Below are 16966 nucleotides of genomic sequence, written 5' to 3'. Positions count from 1 at the left end.
GCTGGTGGAGACGATATACAGTGTCGTTACTATTGGGCGGCATGGTCATCATAAAGAAACACGTTATTTAGTCGCTTTGTCACGGGTTTGAAAATAGTGCTCATACGTTTGCCTGCGTAGATATCGATGAAACAGTATAGGGAGTGAGCGGGCAATTACGAGATTACTTGCCGGTATGGTAAGCGTGGAGTTTGTTTCGGATGATCATGTGGTAACGAGCCGGTAGCTCCTTTGGGAGTTGCAAAGCGTGGTAATGCAGTGAGGGCGATAGCGACGTCGTATCGTTTGGATAGTAAGGGTGTTGTTTAAGTGCAGCGCAGAGCGTTAATGCCAATGCATACCAATCATCAGAGGGGCAAACACACCCCTGTAATGTTTTTTGTTGTGGTGAGGAATAGGACGGAGAAGCAACGCTAAGTGGTAATTGCTTAAATCGCTTTCCAATGGGTAGGGCAGTTGAAAAATCAATCAGATGGGCCTGCTTAGGGGCTATGACAATGTTGCTCGGCTTTATATCCCCATGTATGAAACCACTGTGGTGCAAACGCTCGAGTGCTCGCTCGATATCACGCAGCCATCGATGGCGTATTGTTCCCTGTTTAACTTGGCTTGCAAGGGTATCGCCATCAATCCAGTGTACGAAACCTAAGTGGATATGGTTTTTGTCGTAAATAGCCCTGACGCGATGGTCACCCGGATTGCACAACATATTTAGGTCGTGTTCTGTAGTCAATCGAGAGCGTTTTGTTTGCTCAGCGTCAGTGCTAGCTAAGCATCGCCCTTTCAACCAGCCGACTTTCTTATGATGCCAGCGAAAAACATTATGAGACAACCAATGAGGGCTATCATCAAAATCGCTGGCAAGGCTGGATAGTAATGCCTTGAGGCTAGTGTTGGAAGTGTCTACCACTGCCATAGCTACAAATCCGACGGTAATTTGAAATCAGTAAAGAATCCGGGGGCAAATGGATTAACTTGCCCCTGCGTCTTCACCGATAACATGACGGAATTACTGCTATCACCTAATGAAATTTCCGCACCTTGGCTGACGGTTTTTACCGTTTTGTCGTTGATCAAACGAAACCAGTTCCAATTACCACTGAAGTTTTGTTGAGCCAAAGACGTCACATTGTTTTTGAGTTCAAAGTTAAGGTTGTCTTCTGCTTGCTGCTCTCCTTCCCAGCTCATGCTTTTCCACAACGAAGGACCGTGTTGATAGGTGAATAAAGGTTGGTCGTTATAGATAATAAACTCTGTGACAGAGGCACTCATATCAATCGCTTTAAGCTGGAAGTTGATTGATACGGTATCAGGTTTTGCTAAAAAGAGTGCCGAGCGGATTTGTTCAGCTTTGGTGGACATTGTCCACACCTCCGGAGCAATCATCAATCCAGAGCGAGGCAGAAAGCCGGGTAAATAGGGGTCGCCTTCTGCAGCGGTTAAAAATTGCGTCAGGTAAGTGTTTTTAAAGGAATTAAAGACCCCTTTTGAGGAAAAGAACGCCTGAACATCAGCGATACTCGCATCGGTTTTTGCCTTACTATCAAATGGGTAATAGTTAGCAATACTCGTTTGATAGGTTTGAATAACCGATGTTTTCCACTTCTGATTTAAATGTTCGTGCGCGAGCGATAAAATCGAATCGTTACTAAGTTGCGTCAGTGAAGTAATGAGTTGTTTCGACAGTTCGGGCTGAGTACTCGTAATAGCGTCTAAATCAGCAATTGGGTTTGTGCTTTGCATTGGCTGTGCAAGGGTATCAAAGGCGAGTTTTCTCGCATCTTCAGATTGGTAAAACGAGTCGAGCCAGGCTTTTAATTTAGTGATTTTTGCTAACAATGTATCGATGGGTTTAACAGAGTCTTTTGCTGGTGTAACGTATTCGAGGTAAGTAGAGAAACTGGCGTTAATCATGCGCGCAGATTCAATTTTATCTTGTTCATCGATTAGAGCGTCATTGGTTTCACTCGACACATTATTGCTGCTGTTGCTGCTGTTGCTGCTTTTACTGGCACTAGCGCTATCAGCCGTTTCTGTGGTTGGTAGAGAAACGTTGGTATATTTGCTGAGTACCGAGAAATAATTTGCCAGAGGGTTATTATTTGCTGTTGAGAGCAAATTGACGCTTTGGCTGAGTGCCGTTGTATCATTTATCGGCAGCATTGCGACATTATTAGTAAAATCCTTCCAGTAGTTGATGTAATCATTTTGGTACATTTGTTTTAAGTCGCGGCTAATACGATAAAGTTCTAATGCACTGGGCGAGTCTCCTGCTACCCCTGAGTATGCCGACAACGCTTCTTTAAGTAATGGTGAATCAATAGAGAGATCAAGCTCAATGAAGCCATTAGGCGTATATAAGAAAGGGACAAGATAGCCGACGTAACCTGACTCAAAGCGATAGAGCTGGCCGAAATTACTGCCGAGCTCACTACGAATATCAATTCGTTTGCTAAATGCAGGCAGGCTTTTTATATGCTTATAAAGCAGTGTTTCAATACCAGTACGATTGATCACGCCTTTCGCGAGTTGTTCTAAATCAGAGTTGGATTTTAAGGGTACCAGTCGTCGGTTAAACGCATCGCTGAGTAGAACTTTTAGCTGAGCAATAGTCGCCGCTGAGCCAGAATTTTGCGCTTCAAGAGAGTGAACAAAATAGGATTCTAGCTCTTCTGTGTTTTTCTTGTTTGTGTCGAAAAGTAAACGGTAGTTATTGAGCAACGAGAGCGTGGTTGCTTGCTCTTCTAAGTTAACGTACACAAATAAATCATTCGCAATCGACTTCTCTAAAGAGGGCATCAATACAGACTGTAGTTCGGCAAAGTAGGCGGCTTCTACTTCCGTTTTTATGCTTGATGACGGCATAAAAGGGAGGACATACCATGGTTCAGGCTGTTGGTAGAGCTGATAGACTTTATGTAATGAATACAAATTGGGCACGTTGTCAGCTAAGTTTTCAATATCATAAGGTGAAGCGGTAATGGCTTCTTTGTATCGCTCTAGTAACGCATCGGCACGAGCTTCTCTATGGCTTTGAAAGTCGAAGTCAAATTTGATGACGGCGAGGGTGGCAATCAACAGTCCAAGACATGATAGCGTATAGACCGTTTGTAACGTGATTAACCTGTTTTCTTTCTTGCGGTTAACACCAACGAGCCTATGTTCAGGCAATAACACGTGAGTCATAAGGTGCTGAGAAAACAAAACTTGCTGAATGGGTTGGCTGTTTGTTGGGTGGTAATACTCATGCCCTAAATCATGACTGATTGTCGCGGCCAAAATATCGGTTTCTTCATCATGACTGCCGTCATGAGTAAAGAAAAATCCACGAAACATCAGACCTTCACCGAGTTGGTTTAGCCCATAAAGTCGATTGAGCATTAGCCATAAATTTTGCTTTAGCAAACCAAACTGCAAAGGCGCACTAGCAATGGATTTTCGGTACTCTAAGTTGAGTTGGCCAGATAGCGCATTGGTCATATTAGCGGTGAGTTGACCGATCAGAGTATCATAAGCCGTGTCATACCAATCTGCATCGATACCACCGTGTTTTCGGAAGGGCATCATTGCACCAAAGGCCTCTTCTCTTCGCGCATCGTCAAAGCCAGAAAAATATTGACAAAAATCACTCACCGCACCGCTATGCGTGATAATAATATAAGTAGGGACCGATAAGCCCAATAAGCGATTAAGCTTGGTAAACACACTCTTAAGCTGATCGGATTGTTGTTTAATGAGCGCTTTTTGCCCTAATAGTTGTTCGGCACTTACGGCAAGCAGTAAGCCATTAATTGCTTGCCTTGGTCGCCATTTTATTAAGCACTTTAATAGGGCTGCAATATATTCTGGGTGTTGGTCTTCTCCTTGGCTAACCGAGATAAGGATCGAATGTTCACTCAACCAAAATAGGATTGGAAATTCGATGTCATTGCCAAATTCATCGAGTCGATAGGCCTCATAGCCCATTTGCGTAATCACATTTTTGTCTTTTGTTGGGTTGTCGCTGTACCATAAGTAAACGGGCAGGTCGTAACGGCTTTGAAGAGGTTTATTGTTTTTTTGCACGTTTAGCATGGAAACAAAGTGTTTTTCTAGCAATGCCACTCGGCGTGCGATCAACTCTTTTTGTTTGTTATCTTCTTCGTTGTCACGGCTTTGACTTCTTTTAGACACCCAAAATACGATGAGCCCTAACGTGGTAGAAAGGACGAGACAAGTGACAATCGCGATCAGTAAGTAACTTCGTAGGGCAGGGGTAAACCACAAAGTGGTCATCATTACGATAGATAAGATAAAACCAGTGGAAACACCGCTAATAAGAGGCTTGTAGTTTTTTGTCTTACTTGTTTTATCATCTGGCATTGCAACATCTTCCTTGTGTATCGACAACGGTGTTTTAGTTATGTAATGGCTTAGTGTTTACGGTTTTACTGCTACGAACCAAAATGGCATCGATATTTTGGTTTTCCTTTAACCACGTCTTTGCGTTGTTCGCTTCATCTTTTGAGCCGACGTCGATAACAACCCTGAAATATTGCTTATAGCTGTCAATTCGAGGGTCATATTTTGTTGCTGATAGACTGTGAATATATTTCTCTGCGTTTTTCTGGGTTGAGAATGTCGCCATTTGAACAAGCCAGCCAGCGGTTGATGGGTGTTGTGGAACAAGCGTATTGGTTGGTTTGCTATTCGCTAACTTGCTATTCGTTAACTTGCTATCTGTCGACGCGCTATTTTTTATAGGCAGTATTTCCGCTCGGCTCGCATTTACAGGGGGGGTCGCCAGATCTTTATCCGTCGATATAAAAACGATATCGTGAGCTTGCCCTGAAAGGATATAGCGTTGGCTGAAATCGGATAAATAGGTAAAGTCTCTTGCTCTTTGAGGGAGCGTTTTATGGTACCAAAAGTGAGTCAGAAACAGTGTCGCGCCGATAAGTGTCACGAACAATAGGGTTGTTATCGCATAGTGGCGCTTTCTGCTTGGGCGACGAGTTTTAGGCTGTGGGACTTTGGTGTTGCAATGGACGCCGTTAGCTTGTCTATATTGGCTCATGACCTGTTCGAGTTGGTAGATCATACTTTTCAGCTGTTCAGAGCCTTGAGAATGGTACTGGCCTTTAAAACCTATATTGAGGAATAGATAAATAATTTCCAATAAATCGATCATTTTATGTGGTTGGCGCATGGCTTTGTCTGTGACAGAGAAAAACAACTCACCGCCATTACGCATACCAAATAACTCACTAAGAAGGGTCTTATTTTCCCAACTGCGTTTATCGCCCCAATCGGTGTAAATAATGAATTCATCCAGCACAACCGCGAATAGAAAACACAGTTTATCAATGACGGCGACCGGATAATTTAATTGGCTCCCTCGTTCCTTTAACTCTCCTATTTTGTGAGTTAATTGGCTCCTCAATTCTGTAATATCATCTGGCTCCGGCAGAGCGTTGATTTTTAACGTGATACCAATGAGCTCGCCGCTGATGTTGATCAGTTGGTTTTCTGACTTATCAAAATGCTTTAGAAACTCCGATTGAGCCGGGTCTGGGCTGCGGAATTTCACGGCTTTGTCTGAGTCAACTTCTGTTGTCTTTTGGCTTGGTGTTTGTTCCCAAACTAACGTTTTTTCATCCAAATACTCGAGCATTTCGTTACCTCAGCGCGTACAAATGGACTTCAAGATCGGGTATACGAGCATCAACATGCAGGGCGAGAGCGTCTCGTGTGGATAGCATTTCACTCCATACAGGATCAGCGGTATTTAACTCGAAGTATGTGGTGCCGTGAACGGGCTTTAACTCACTAGGTGCGACAGGAAGAAGAGAAATCTGTATACCAGACAATGCATTTTTGACCAGTTCGACAATTCGAGTGTTACTGCTTAATTTTGTCGCAGAAATAAAACTATTGCTCAGTTCACTGGTGCTGAGTGAGGATTTAACACTCAATACAAAACGACGTTCTTGAACCGATTGTGGATCTTTAATGATGGTTCGTAATAGTCGGCGTTTTTCGAACAAGCTGGTATCCCAAGGGAACTCAATAACGGAATCTTGTTGAACTAATGTGAGTAAATTTCTTAAGTTAGCAAACAGCGGACTGAAGCTAACATACAACTGGTCGATTTTTAATTCTTGCGTTTCTGTCGCGGCTTTAGGTGACAATGCGAGCAGCTCAGACTGAAAACGATTAAGTTGTAAATACAGATCATAAGTATTGAAGCGAGGGTTCTTTGAAATTAAGTCAAACCACGGCATCCAGCTGTTGAGTGTTTGCAGCCACAAGTAATCGATCATGAGTGATTGAGCACTCTTTTGAGACTGACCTGCTTGAATTCTATTGATTAGGTTATGATTTCGGCTGGTGAGTAGCGCTTGTGTTTCTTTAATTTTGTCGGATAGATATCTTGACGCGCCATAGTGTAGACAGGAAGGGATAAAGGCTCTGTCTAAAATGACTTCGTTTGACTCTGTGCACTCGAGGATGCGCGCAATAGGAATAACGGAGTGGCCTGAACGGTCATCACGCTCAGAAAGAAGTTGAATGTTAAGTCTCGCTACGTCGACTTCTAGGCTGGTGTTTTCTTCACTAGCGGAGTCGAAAACATTAATGGATTTGGTAATGAATCGAGACGACGATTTCTCGTCTTCGTTGTAATCATTGTTGCCAAGTAGAGCCAATGGTAACGCCAGGTAGATGGTGTTCTCTATGGCGCCGACAGGAACATCAAGCGTGATCTCTTTGGTCAGATTAAATTGCGTGCCATCGGGGAAAACACCAGAACATTGTGTGATGGCTAATTTACCGATTTTAAGCAGGTCGGTATTCATTGATAGCTGGGTCAAACCAAAAAATGGCGCGAAATGCGATAAGGTGTCTACTGTTTGCCCAACATAATTTTGGGTATAACGATCCTGCTGTTGAAAGTGCTGAGGGGCAATGAACATGCCTTCTTTCCATACAACTTTTTTATGTGCGTCCACGGAAAATCCTTTTCAATTGGTTGCCTGTACTAATGACGTGTCATTGTGCAGTTAACTGCTGGTTTGTTTGGCACTGTACATCATAACCGGATGTGTAAAGTGAATGTCGCTTTAAATATATGTCGTTTAAATTTGCGATCATTTTGTTGGTCTGTTGTTTAAAAGATCTGCCACCAACTGGATTCTGGTGGGACAACATCCAACTCGACATTGAGTCCGGATAGGCGAAGAACCAAACTGCTCTCGCCATCTGTAGGTACCACCGCAATTGCTTTGCCGTTACTTTGCTGATAATTGGCGTATTCCACTAGTGCTGCTAGATATTGCGTGCTTTTATTGATGTCTAAAGTGCTATTTACCGTGGACGCAGGCATCATTGGTGGGAGCACTTGTTTGACAATTAAGCTGCTTCCTAGGGCTTGGAGATCGCCGTTGTAAAGGGCAATAAAGCTACTTTGATTGAAGCTCTCTTTGCTTTTTAATTGGTAAAGCCTTACGACGACGGGATTGGCTGCCGTTGAGCGATAAGGGTTAATGGTATCGTCGCTTACGGTTTGTAATGCATAGCTTGTTGTCACAGGTGTCGTGGTGGACGAACAGCCAGACAGCAAAGCGAATAATAAGGTGCTAACGAATATGGGCCATCTCATGACTCTTCTCCTGAGCGCTGCATATTTTCAATAAATAGGGCTTTGAACTGTCGCTTAAAGTCTCCGTTTTTTTGTCTTCGTTCAAAGTGCTTTCGATAAATTCGCCAGTATCGTTTGTCTTTGTTGACGAACATTGATGAGCCAACATATTCGTTGAACTGAGATTCTAGTTGTTGTGGGCAAAACTCATCCAGAAAGGTATCAATGGTTTGTTCTAGCGCGTTAAAAAGACACTCGTGTTGGAACGAAGGGTTTTGCAACATATCGTGATTCTTTTCAGATAATGTAATCAGTTGTTTGAGTGAACTGACAATGTGGTCGCTATTGTGCTCAATAGGAATGAATGCAACGTTGTTATTGTCTGTATTGCCGTTATCGATCGGCAGTGGTTCCAACACCGTATCGATTTCTTCAAACTTTGAGATTTCTTCATCTGAGAAATTTTCAAATGGGTCGGATGCGAAAGGGTCATCGCTTAGTACATTGTCTGATGAATATTGTTGGGGTTCACGAGATCGTGGCATTGACTCCGTGGTGAGCTCTTCTAAAAAATCGGTGTCGTCATTGTTGAGATTCAGCGAGAACGTTGGCTCATTGTCATTGGACTTTAATGATGGTGCATTTTGGGATACAACAAGTGTGCTGACTAATAGGCTGTAGTGTTCAATTTTAATCACATCGCCATCATTAATCGCGTAGTCGACCCCTTTTTGCAATGGCTGTGCGTTAAGAGATAAGCCATTGTTACTTAGATCTTTTAAGAAATAACCAGCAGAGGTACGAATGATCTCTGCGTGCTTTCGTGAGATTCGAGTCGTATGGTCGGGCAGTACGACACTGCAATCAGGAGATCGCCCAATGGTTCCGCCATCGACGGGTAGGTGGGCGACTCGAGAGGTGACCGCTTCCTGCTCTGGAATGGAAACTAAATGTATACTGATGGTCATAATTAGCCCTTACATTTCTTAACCGCGGAATTAAAACTGTTGAGAAACCCAGAGTATTCGTTTAAAAATTGATTCGAAAAGTACACACCCATTTTTTTGGTTTCCAAGTGTTTGGAGCGGAAGTAGTCGTTAGCAAGTCCCGCACTTTCTAGCTCTTTAGAAAAAACTAACTGATCTTCAAGCACAATATCAATTTCGCGACGTTTCAAAAGTGTTAATAAAACTTTAGCATCTCTGGGCTGTTTGACTACGTTAAATCCCTGTCTTTTAAGCCAAAACCATTTGTTGGAGCCAAACTTTGCAGAAAACTTCAAATTGAGCTTTGACAATTCGGTTATCGTAGGTTCAACGCCTGACCCAAAGTACCAGTTGATTTTTTGCTCTGCGATAGGAGTGGATAGCGTCGCATACTCATTCCTTTCTTGGGTGTCAGAGGCAATAAAAAAACCGTGTTGACTTCCATTTTGCACTCGTAATTGTGCGTCAGACCAGTTCGTCATGGTCAGTTGATAGGGTTGGCTCATTGAACCAAGCGCACATTTAACAGCATCTATCGCTAACCCTTGCATTTTTGCATTCTGGTAATACTGATAAGGGGACCAGTCTTGAGTCGTGAGCATTAATCTTGATGGCCCAATGACACTGGCATGGAGAGCCCCACTAGTCATTAGGCCCACGAGAACGAAGACCCAATACTTAAACGCATCCTGATATGAGCGCTGCTTAAGTGTTGTGAACATGTCTATTCCTTCTAAACACCAATCTAATTCCTTTTAGCTAGGGCGCCGCCCTATACACTTGCGATATTGATTTAATGTTGAGGTTCATGCCAATACAACGAAAACCTCAACGTTAAGAACGGAGCATTACTTATTGAATGATAAGCTCAAAGTCCTTTCCTTGATTTCCTGAAACTTCTACGTGGTTAATATCTTCGTTTCGACTGAGGCGGAGAATGCACTCTTCTGCCAATTTAGGCATGAGAGAACGATTAATTATCTGTTCAACGGCTCTACCTCCAGTCGTTGGATCACTATTTCGGCTGATGACATAATTCACGAAACTCTCATCCCAACGGAAGGTAGCTTGATACTGTTCTGCGAGTTTTTTCTTAATTCGGTTGAGGGCAATGTCGGTAATTTTTGCCAGTTCATCATCATTTAAAGGGTAGTATGGAACGATGGTGGTACGGCCTAAAAAGGCAGGTTTAAAAAATCGCTGCAGCTCAGGGCGAATGGTTTCAAGGAGTTCGTTATTGTCTATATCGTTACCACTACCTTCGCACGCGTCGCATATCGCTTGATCGGCGGCGTTGGATGTCATGATGATAATGGTATTTTTAAAGTCAACGGTTCGTCCTTCACTGTCTTTAATATGGCCTTTGTCGAAGATTTGATAGAACAGGTCGTGCACACCAGGATGAGCTTTCTCCATTTCATCTAATAGTAAAACAGAGTAGGGATTGCGGCGAATGGCCTCAGTGAGGACGCCACCTTCGCCAAAGCCGACATAGCCAGCAGGGCTACCAAGTAGCATGGATATTTTGTGTTCCTCTTTGAACTCAGTCATGTTGATAACGGTCAGGTCATTGGCACCGCCATAGAGTTGTTCGGCTAGTGCCATTGCGGTCTCGGTTTTACCTACACCACTTGGGCCGCACATCAAAAACACACCAATGGGTTTTCTATTATCGGTAAGGCCTGCTCGGGAAATTCGAATCGACTTAGCTAACTCTTGTTTTGCGGCCGTTTGCCCAATAACACGTTGGTCGAGTTGCTCTTCCAGTGACAGCAATTTTTTAATCTCATCGCTAAGCATGTTGCCAACGGGTATCCCAGTCCAACTACCGATGATCTCCGCAATGGTATTTTCATCGACAAGCGCATGAACGAGCGGGTTTTCACCTTGTAATGCCGCTAGGTTACTTCGAAGAGCAGTAAGTTGATCTTGTAGTGCAGGGAGTGAGATATCGTTAATGCTATCAGTATCAGTATCAGTATCAGTATCAGTGCCAGTTACAGTGCTATCATCATTGAGTTCGTTGTGGCTTTTGGTTTGATTGCTGATGTCTTGTTGCAATGTTTTTATTTGGTCAACCAGTACCACTTCTTGCTTCCACTGGTCATTCAAAAGAGTTAACTGCTCTTCGTTGTTTTTAATCGAGTCTTGTATGGTGGAAAGCGCTTCTTGGTTTCCTCCAAATAAGTCATGCTCTTTTTGTAATGCTACGAGCTCATTTTTTTCGTAACGAATACGTTGCTCAAGCGTCTCAATAACTTCAGGTTTTGCCCCTTGTGTTAATGCGATACGTGCACTTGCAGTATCGAGTAAGCTGATCGCTTTATCGGGAAGTTGACGAGAGGGCAGGTAGCGAATAGATAGATTGACCGAGGCTTCAATCGCAGACTCGGTAATGAATGCACCATGATGGGCTTGTAATGAATCGGCGACTCCGCGAAGCATTTGAATCGCATCTTCTGCACTTGGTTCTTCAATGGTGACCAGCTGGAACCGGCGAGTGAGCGCGGGATCTTTTTCAAAGTATTTCTTATATTCAGCCCATGTGGTCGCCGCGAGTGTTTTAAATTCGCCACGCGCAAGGGCGGGTTTAAGTAGATTCGCGGCATCATTTTGTCCGGCTGCGCCACCTGCTCCAATCAGAGTATGCGCTTCATCAATGAATACGATGATAGGCTCTTCGGCGTTTTTAACTTCATTAATGACATCTTTGAGGCGGTTTTCAAACTCCCCTTTAACACTGGCACCTGCTTGCAAAAGCCCAAGGTCGAGTGAGTGAAGTTGAACGCCTTGGATAGCGGACGGTACATCACCAGCGGCGATACGTAATGCAAGTCCTTCGACGACGGCAGTTTTCCCCACGCCCGGCTCACCAACAAAAATAGGGTTGTTCTGCCTTTTCCTGCATAGGATATCGATGGCTTTACGAACTTCGCTATTGCGTCCTGAAATAGGATCAATCTTACCATCAAGTGCTTGTTGAGTGAGATTGATGGTGTACTTGGCTAGTGCATCCCCACCACCGGATGGAGATGGACTGGTTGTGTTGCTGGTGCTGGATGATTTTTGAACGTTACTTTTGGCAATGAGTCCTTGAAGCGCTTCTGAAGAGATACCATTTAAGCTTTCAAGTTGTAGTGTAGACATGCCCATCACGTTTTGTTGCAGTAGGCTGTGGATGAGATGCAAACTGATGATTTGAGAGTGGCCAAAATTGACCGATGCTAACATCCAAGCGTCTTTAATTAGCTCGGTAAGCTGTGGGCTAAGGGTAGGTTGACCTTCATTACCTTTGGGAAGCCTACCGATTCTTGTCGTCAACTCACTGACTACTTTTTCGACGTGTACGTTTTGCGAACGCCACAGGTGGGCAAGAGCGTCGTCGTTTTGAGAAATGAGTTGTAGCAGCCAGTGCTCAATCTCAATAGCCGGTACCCCCTGGTTCATTGCGGCGCCAGCTGAAATCTCAAGTGCTTGTTTGAGTTCTGGGGAGAGTTTACTCACTAAGTTAGTTAACGTTACTTGTGCCATGAATCCTTCCTTGTATTCTCATTATTCTTTTTAGCTATAGTCGGTCTATTTATGCCAAATACGGCCTTTCTAAACCGACTAGGCCTTTATGTGGCAAAGGCTAGCCTGCGTATCTTTAATTTGTCGTGTGTTTGCTTACCGTAAGCGTATTTTTACTTTTTTATCAGGAAATCGTTCTGGTGCGAGGCAATCTACCTCACCGAGCCTCGCAGCATTTTGCTGCTGGTGACTGAGTATCGGAGAACCTAAATATCGCCGAAGAATAAGTAAATACACCATGACTGGAGTATCATCTTTTAGGTAATGCCTGACGATGTCTTTGACCGCGCTTGCTAAGCGATGATCAGAGCGTAATTGTTTCACTTGTTGTCTATCGATAGGTTCGATGTAAACTTGGATTCCGCTGTTTGGTACCTCACATTGGCTCCCTAACAGTAAGCCTTGGCCTAATGCGTTGTTGTTTCGAAGATTTGCTGCCTTTGCGATAGTAGATTGAGCATTTGTTGGCAGTTTTCTTTTTTCTGAGTGAATAACCCCCACGTGAATTTGGAGTTCAAAGTAGTCATTTAATATTTGACTAAGTACATTCAGGTTTCGTGAATTTTGACCAAATAAAAGGGTGTATCGAAATAGCGACTTAGCGTGACTTGGTAATCCAGATATTTTCGCGAGTCTGTCGTAAATGTGCGCATCTTGTTCTTGTTGCAAAAGCAGCCAACGCTGAGTGCGCAATGAGTAAGTAATTTCAAAAAAGCGGTGATTGAAAATATCTAAGAATGCTTGTAGTCCGCTTTCTTCTTGATGTAACGATGTTAATAGCTCTTCGTAGATATAGTCTGGAATGACGCCTTTTACTCCAGAAAGTGCTGACATTGCGAGGGTAAGATGAATACCATTATGATCGGAGTCTACGGAGTAAATCTCATGTGTGTCTCCATCTGGCATCGCTGCGGCTTGGTAATGTATTGATAATCGGTTGCCACGTTTTTCAGGCTGACTACTTTTTACGGGGTGATTATGCTTTACAGAGTCACTAAGTTTTACAAGGCGACTTTGTTTTACAGGGTGATTATGGTGTGCAGTGAGCAATCTGACCACTTGGGTAAAGTCAAAACTTTGAGGGTCATTGTGTAGGGCATCAATGAGGTATCTATCCGCTCTATTCGACGCTGGGGGACTAAGCGGAGTACCCACGCTTGATGTTGTTTGCTCAAGAGACATGACTTTATGTACCGTCATGTTATTGCTCACAGACATAACTGCCCTCCATGCGCTTTTGGAAATGTGATTCCGTGGTGCTGCTTACCGTACTGACTTACGTGAAGTTGAACATAACGATCAAAACTACAAAACTGCTTAAAGAATTCATTAACTACCAGAGTAAATGCATGGTGTGGCATATCGGTGTTTAGCTCTAGGTAGATTTCAGTACCGGGAACGAAAATATTTTTATTGTGTACGCGAAGCGTCGAGACTTGGGTTTTGAAGTTGATATTGTGGATAGTGTTAATTTCATCTAAGTCCTTTGCATCACAGGAGAATAGTTTGAACATATCCTTTAGCTGCTTTGTCGGGTCTTCGCTACGAAGTAATGAATTGAAGTTGCAACAAAGTAAGGCAATGACCTGACTCAGGTTGTCTTCACTGGTTTCTATTTCCACTGGAGCGGAAGGGGGATACAGCAAAGTCAGCGCACCGGGTAGATCGATGTTTTCTAATGAATCAAGCTCACCCGATACACTACAAGCTAGCTTACCGTTACTTGATAGTAAGCTCGCCACTAAAATCGCTTTTTCATTGTGATAGTTAGCATTAGAAACGACCAGTTCAAATTGTTTCTCTAAGTTCTTCTTTGCCTCCCAATAGACGGGAACCTGGTTTCTATCACTGTTTTTTTGATGATATTTTTCACCGAACATAGGTGTGAGCGTTTTATCACCATAAGAGGTAATTTGTCGAACAGAAAGGACATCGATAATTTCGGTCGGGGAGTCATTAAATGCATCAGCAGCAATGGGGTATGCTAGTTTTCTTCCATCTAGGTCAATGGGTTCACTTGTTTGGGTGAATAAGTTAATAATTGGAACAACATTGAGTTTAATGACATCAGTATTAAAGAGCCTTAAAAACTCTGCAGGGATGTCGGTGAGGAAAAAATTGATAAAAACATCGCTGTCATCAATTTTTGTCATTGCTTGCTTAAAGCGAGCTAATTGGAAAAATTGTCGCTTTTCTTTAAATAAGAAAAATTCTCTAATCATTTGGTAGCCATCAAACTGCTGACCCTTTTGCGGCAAGAAATGAAAAGTGGGGTCGCATACTCGATTACTAAGGCAGCTTTGTTCAATTTGTGCGTGTGTATTTCCTTTGCTATCCGATATTGAAATTGCCAAACCGTTTGCCAACAACATCTCAATGAGGGATTCTGCGTTATTAGCAAAGCCTTTGACAAAAAACTCAAACTCTTGGCAATTGAGCATTGAGAACAACGTATCGCTATCACCGGTCGTCAATTTAATTTGTAGCAAGCCATTAGCGAGATCGGCGTGTTCTGGTTTTTTGATTGGAAAGGGTGCAGTTGATGCGATGACGTCGTCAATAGTGAATGGGTTAATATGTAAAGTATCAACGGTTTGAAATAAACATTCACGTGCTCCAACAGTGGATGCCAAACGGCTTCCTTTAGGAAGCTGGCAGGGCTCAGTGATAGGATCTGATGTTGTTAATTCAGCGTAACCGACACTTGGCGTCGCCTGACTCAGTGAAGGGTAGATGACGTTGATAATGCTTTCTACAATACTGGGTATCTGGTTTTTTAGCGCCATTTCAGTTTTGGCGTTGAGTAAGGCGACGCCATCCAATAGGCGCGCGATACTCGGGTCTTCGATTTGCCCTTGATGAAGATTGAGAGCCGAAGCAAATTGAGAATGTTCATCAGAGTAGTGCCCTAATGCTCTTCTTAAAAAGGTGAGCTCTCTTTCATAATAACGAAGTAATGGGTCAGTCATAATCTTCCTCTGAGAGCTGCGCACTGAAGTCGCTTAACGCTATTTTTGAATCAAAGATGAGTGTTTTCGTGCCTTTCTTACTGGCATAGCGAGCGATAATCGTAAATAAAATCGAATTGCATCCCTCTCTGCGTTCAACCATTTCTACGCTTACATCAGAAAGTCTTGGCTCGAACGTGACTAGCCAAGATTCGAGCCGTTTTGCGAGTTGTGCTTGGTCAAGATTGGCGTTGAGTAGCTGTACATCGGTTATTCCAAAGGCGTAATTTGAGCGACGGATCGCTTTGTAATAGCTAGATATCGCAACGAGAGGCGCCTCTGATTCTAATAGTTTGGTCAGATGATAACGAATGTCTTCTAACTCATCGTCTTTGCTAGAGTCGTTTGGGCTAATAAACGCTTGATAGAAGGTCATTTCATCATCTCCCCAAGCTCTGTGGTGAGGACAACTTCGCCATTAAAATGGTCAAACTGGTACTGAGGAACGATTTTAAGGGTACAAGAAAAATGTCCGGGATTAGTGCGTGATTCGTTGATGGAAACGTGTGCTTTGCTCAAGGGATACTTGGCGAGGGTTTCTTCATTGGCATAGCTCACATTACTAGAAAACTTTTCAATCCAGTTACGAAGAAATTGCTCACACTCACGAATGTCAGTAAAGCTACCGATCATTTCTCTGACTTGAACTTTCAAATAATGAGCGATGCGACAGCACATAAGCGTCGTCTGCAGTTGAGCCAGCACTTTGTCGTTATCATTATCCTTTGGTGCCCATACCGAGTTGTTGCCATTAAATAGGAGCTTTCCGGTTAGGTTATTACGAGTGAGTGGGACAAACCCTTGATTGGAGTAAAAGGTCGCAATTTTGCCAAACAAATAGGTATCGCATTCTTGGTACATGTCACTTTGTTCACCGCCGTCCCAACTAATGACAGAGCCTTGATTTCGGTCGTTCCAGCGAGCTTTGAGAAAGCCAAACCAGCCGATTCTGTGATGCTCCCTCATGATAATACCTAGGAAAGCAATGCATGCCGTGCCCCAAAGTGTTTCGGCGCTTTCTTGATAGAGAAAGCCAGCTCGGCGATGGTTGTAGCGTTCTCGTAGCTTGATGCTTGGAATCGCCAAACCAAGAAAACGAGCGCTGGGCATCATGCGGAGCTCTTGCCAAGCGATGTAGTCGGGGCTTTGAAGTATCTTTTTTATTCTCGTGGTATTGGTCAGCCAGTCGGCGCCGGTATCAGAGAAAAACTGTCGATTAGGGGAGCTCAACATCGGGCATAATGTTTGTTCGCCAAGCTGGCTGATGAGACCAAGTGTATACATGTCATCGAAATCACTATTGAGGCTCAAATCCATCGAAACGGGTTCTGTAAAAGCGATGCAACCAAAAGGCTGCCCACCGAGTGTATTAAGTTCGTGGTTACCGATAAAATTAAATAAGCGTGTTTGTTTTATTGAGTATGATTGATTGAGGTCTTTAGATACCTCCTGCCAGTTCATATCAAGTAACTTGAGTTTAGTTCTCTGACGGCTTACTGGCTGGTGGCAAAGGTATTGAACTTGTCTCCAATTAGATTCCAAAGATTGAAAGTCAGGGTGGTGAAGTACGGTATCGAGCTGTTTAGATAGGCGTCGGTCTAATTCCAAAATGAGTGCACTGACGATAGAGGTAATGTTTGGTTTTCTATGGTTCTCGCTCAGTTCTTTTAGCGGCACTAATTCAGAGATCAGTAATACGGCATCACGCAAGAACGTATGCTTGTTAGGATCCAGAGCGTTAAATTTATTTTGCCAGTCTGATTTAAACATCGTCATCAACTACT

The 16966-nt window shown here is 43.4% G+C and carries 12 protein-coding genes; all 12 read right to left on the bottom strand.

Annotation, left to right across the window (positions count from 1 at the left end; translation table 11 throughout):
- Positions 1-163: 163 nt before the first annotated feature.
- The 12 genes from L4D05_RS05055 to L4D05_RS05000 all read right to left on the bottom strand — a co-directional run bounded on the left by L4D05_RS05055 (position 164) and on the right by L4D05_RS05000 (position 16961).
- Positions 164-916, bottom strand: coding sequence for a protein kinase domain-containing protein (locus L4D05_RS05055; protein WP_428793223.1), 753 nt, complete (start codon positions 914-916; stop codon positions 164-166).
- A gap of 2 nt (positions 917-918) precedes the next feature.
- Entirely contained in the window at positions 919-4362 is a 3444-nt protein-coding gene (gene tssM / locus L4D05_RS05050) for a type VI secretion system membrane subunit TssM (protein ID WP_428793222.1), read from the bottom strand.
- A gap of 34 nt (positions 4363-4396) precedes the next feature.
- A complete protein-coding gene (icmH, locus tag L4D05_RS05045) occupies positions 4397-5653 on the bottom strand; it encodes a type IVB secretion system protein IcmH/DotU (protein ID WP_428793221.1) in 1257 nt (418 codons plus the stop codon).
- Between the two features lie 4 nt (positions 5654-5657).
- Positions 5658-6989: a type VI secretion system baseplate subunit TssK gene (gene tssK / locus L4D05_RS05040; protein ID WP_428750888.1), complete on the bottom strand. Its 1332-nt coding sequence runs from the start codon at positions 6987-6989 to the stop codon at positions 5658-5660.
- 158 nt (positions 6990-7147) lie between these two features.
- On the bottom strand, positions 7148-7639 hold the full coding sequence (tssJ, locus tag L4D05_RS05035; RefSeq protein ID WP_428750887.1) for a type VI secretion system lipoprotein TssJ: 492 nt from the start codon (positions 7637-7639) through the stop codon (positions 7148-7150).
- The gene (locus L4D05_RS05030) at positions 7636-8586 is read right to left on the bottom strand and encodes a type VI secretion system-associated FHA domain protein (protein ID WP_428750886.1); all 951 of its coding nucleotides are present in this window, start codon (positions 8584-8586) and stop codon (positions 7636-7638) included. The genes tssJ and L4D05_RS05030 overlap by 4 nt, the downstream gene beginning before the upstream one ends.
- Before the next feature lie 2 nt (positions 8587-8588).
- Positions 8589-9254, bottom strand: a complete 666-nt coding sequence (locus L4D05_RS05025; protein WP_428793552.1) for a type 2 periplasmic-binding domain-containing protein — start codon at positions 9252-9254, stop codon at positions 8589-8591.
- Positions 9255-9456: 202 nt separating this feature from the next.
- A complete protein-coding gene (gene tssH, locus L4D05_RS05020; RefSeq protein ID WP_428793220.1) occupies positions 9457-12135 on the bottom strand; it encodes a type VI secretion system ATPase TssH in 2679 nt (892 codons plus the stop codon).
- A gap of 135 nt (positions 12136-12270) precedes the next feature.
- Positions 12271-13392: a type VI secretion system baseplate subunit TssG gene (locus L4D05_RS05015; protein ID WP_428793219.1), complete on the bottom strand. Its 1122-nt coding sequence runs from the start codon at positions 13390-13392 to the stop codon at positions 12271-12273.
- Entirely contained in the window at positions 13383-15143 is a 1761-nt protein-coding gene (tssF, locus tag L4D05_RS05010) for a type VI secretion system baseplate subunit TssF (protein WP_428750883.1), read from the bottom strand. Before tssF ends, L4D05_RS05015 begins: the two co-directional genes overlap by 10 nt.
- A complete protein-coding gene (locus tag L4D05_RS05005; RefSeq protein WP_428750882.1) occupies positions 15136-15558 on the bottom strand; it encodes a GPW/gp25 family protein in 423 nt (140 codons plus the stop codon). The genes tssF and L4D05_RS05005 overlap by 8 nt, the downstream gene beginning before the upstream one ends.
- Positions 15555-16961, bottom strand: coding sequence for a type VI secretion system contractile sheath domain-containing protein (locus L4D05_RS05000; protein WP_428793218.1), 1407 nt, complete (start codon positions 16959-16961; stop codon positions 15555-15557). The genes L4D05_RS05005 and L4D05_RS05000 overlap by 4 nt, the downstream gene beginning before the upstream one ends.
- Between the last annotated feature and the right edge of the window lie 5 nt (positions 16962-16966).

The organism is Vibrio nomapromontoriensis, from assembly GCF_050337205.1.
Classification (GTDB): Bacteria; Pseudomonadota; Gammaproteobacteria; order Enterobacterales; family Vibrionaceae; genus Vibrio; species Vibrio nomapromontoriensis.
The sequence above is the reverse complement of the archived record's forward strand: the minus strand, read 5'-3'. Positions and strand labels throughout refer to the sequence as shown.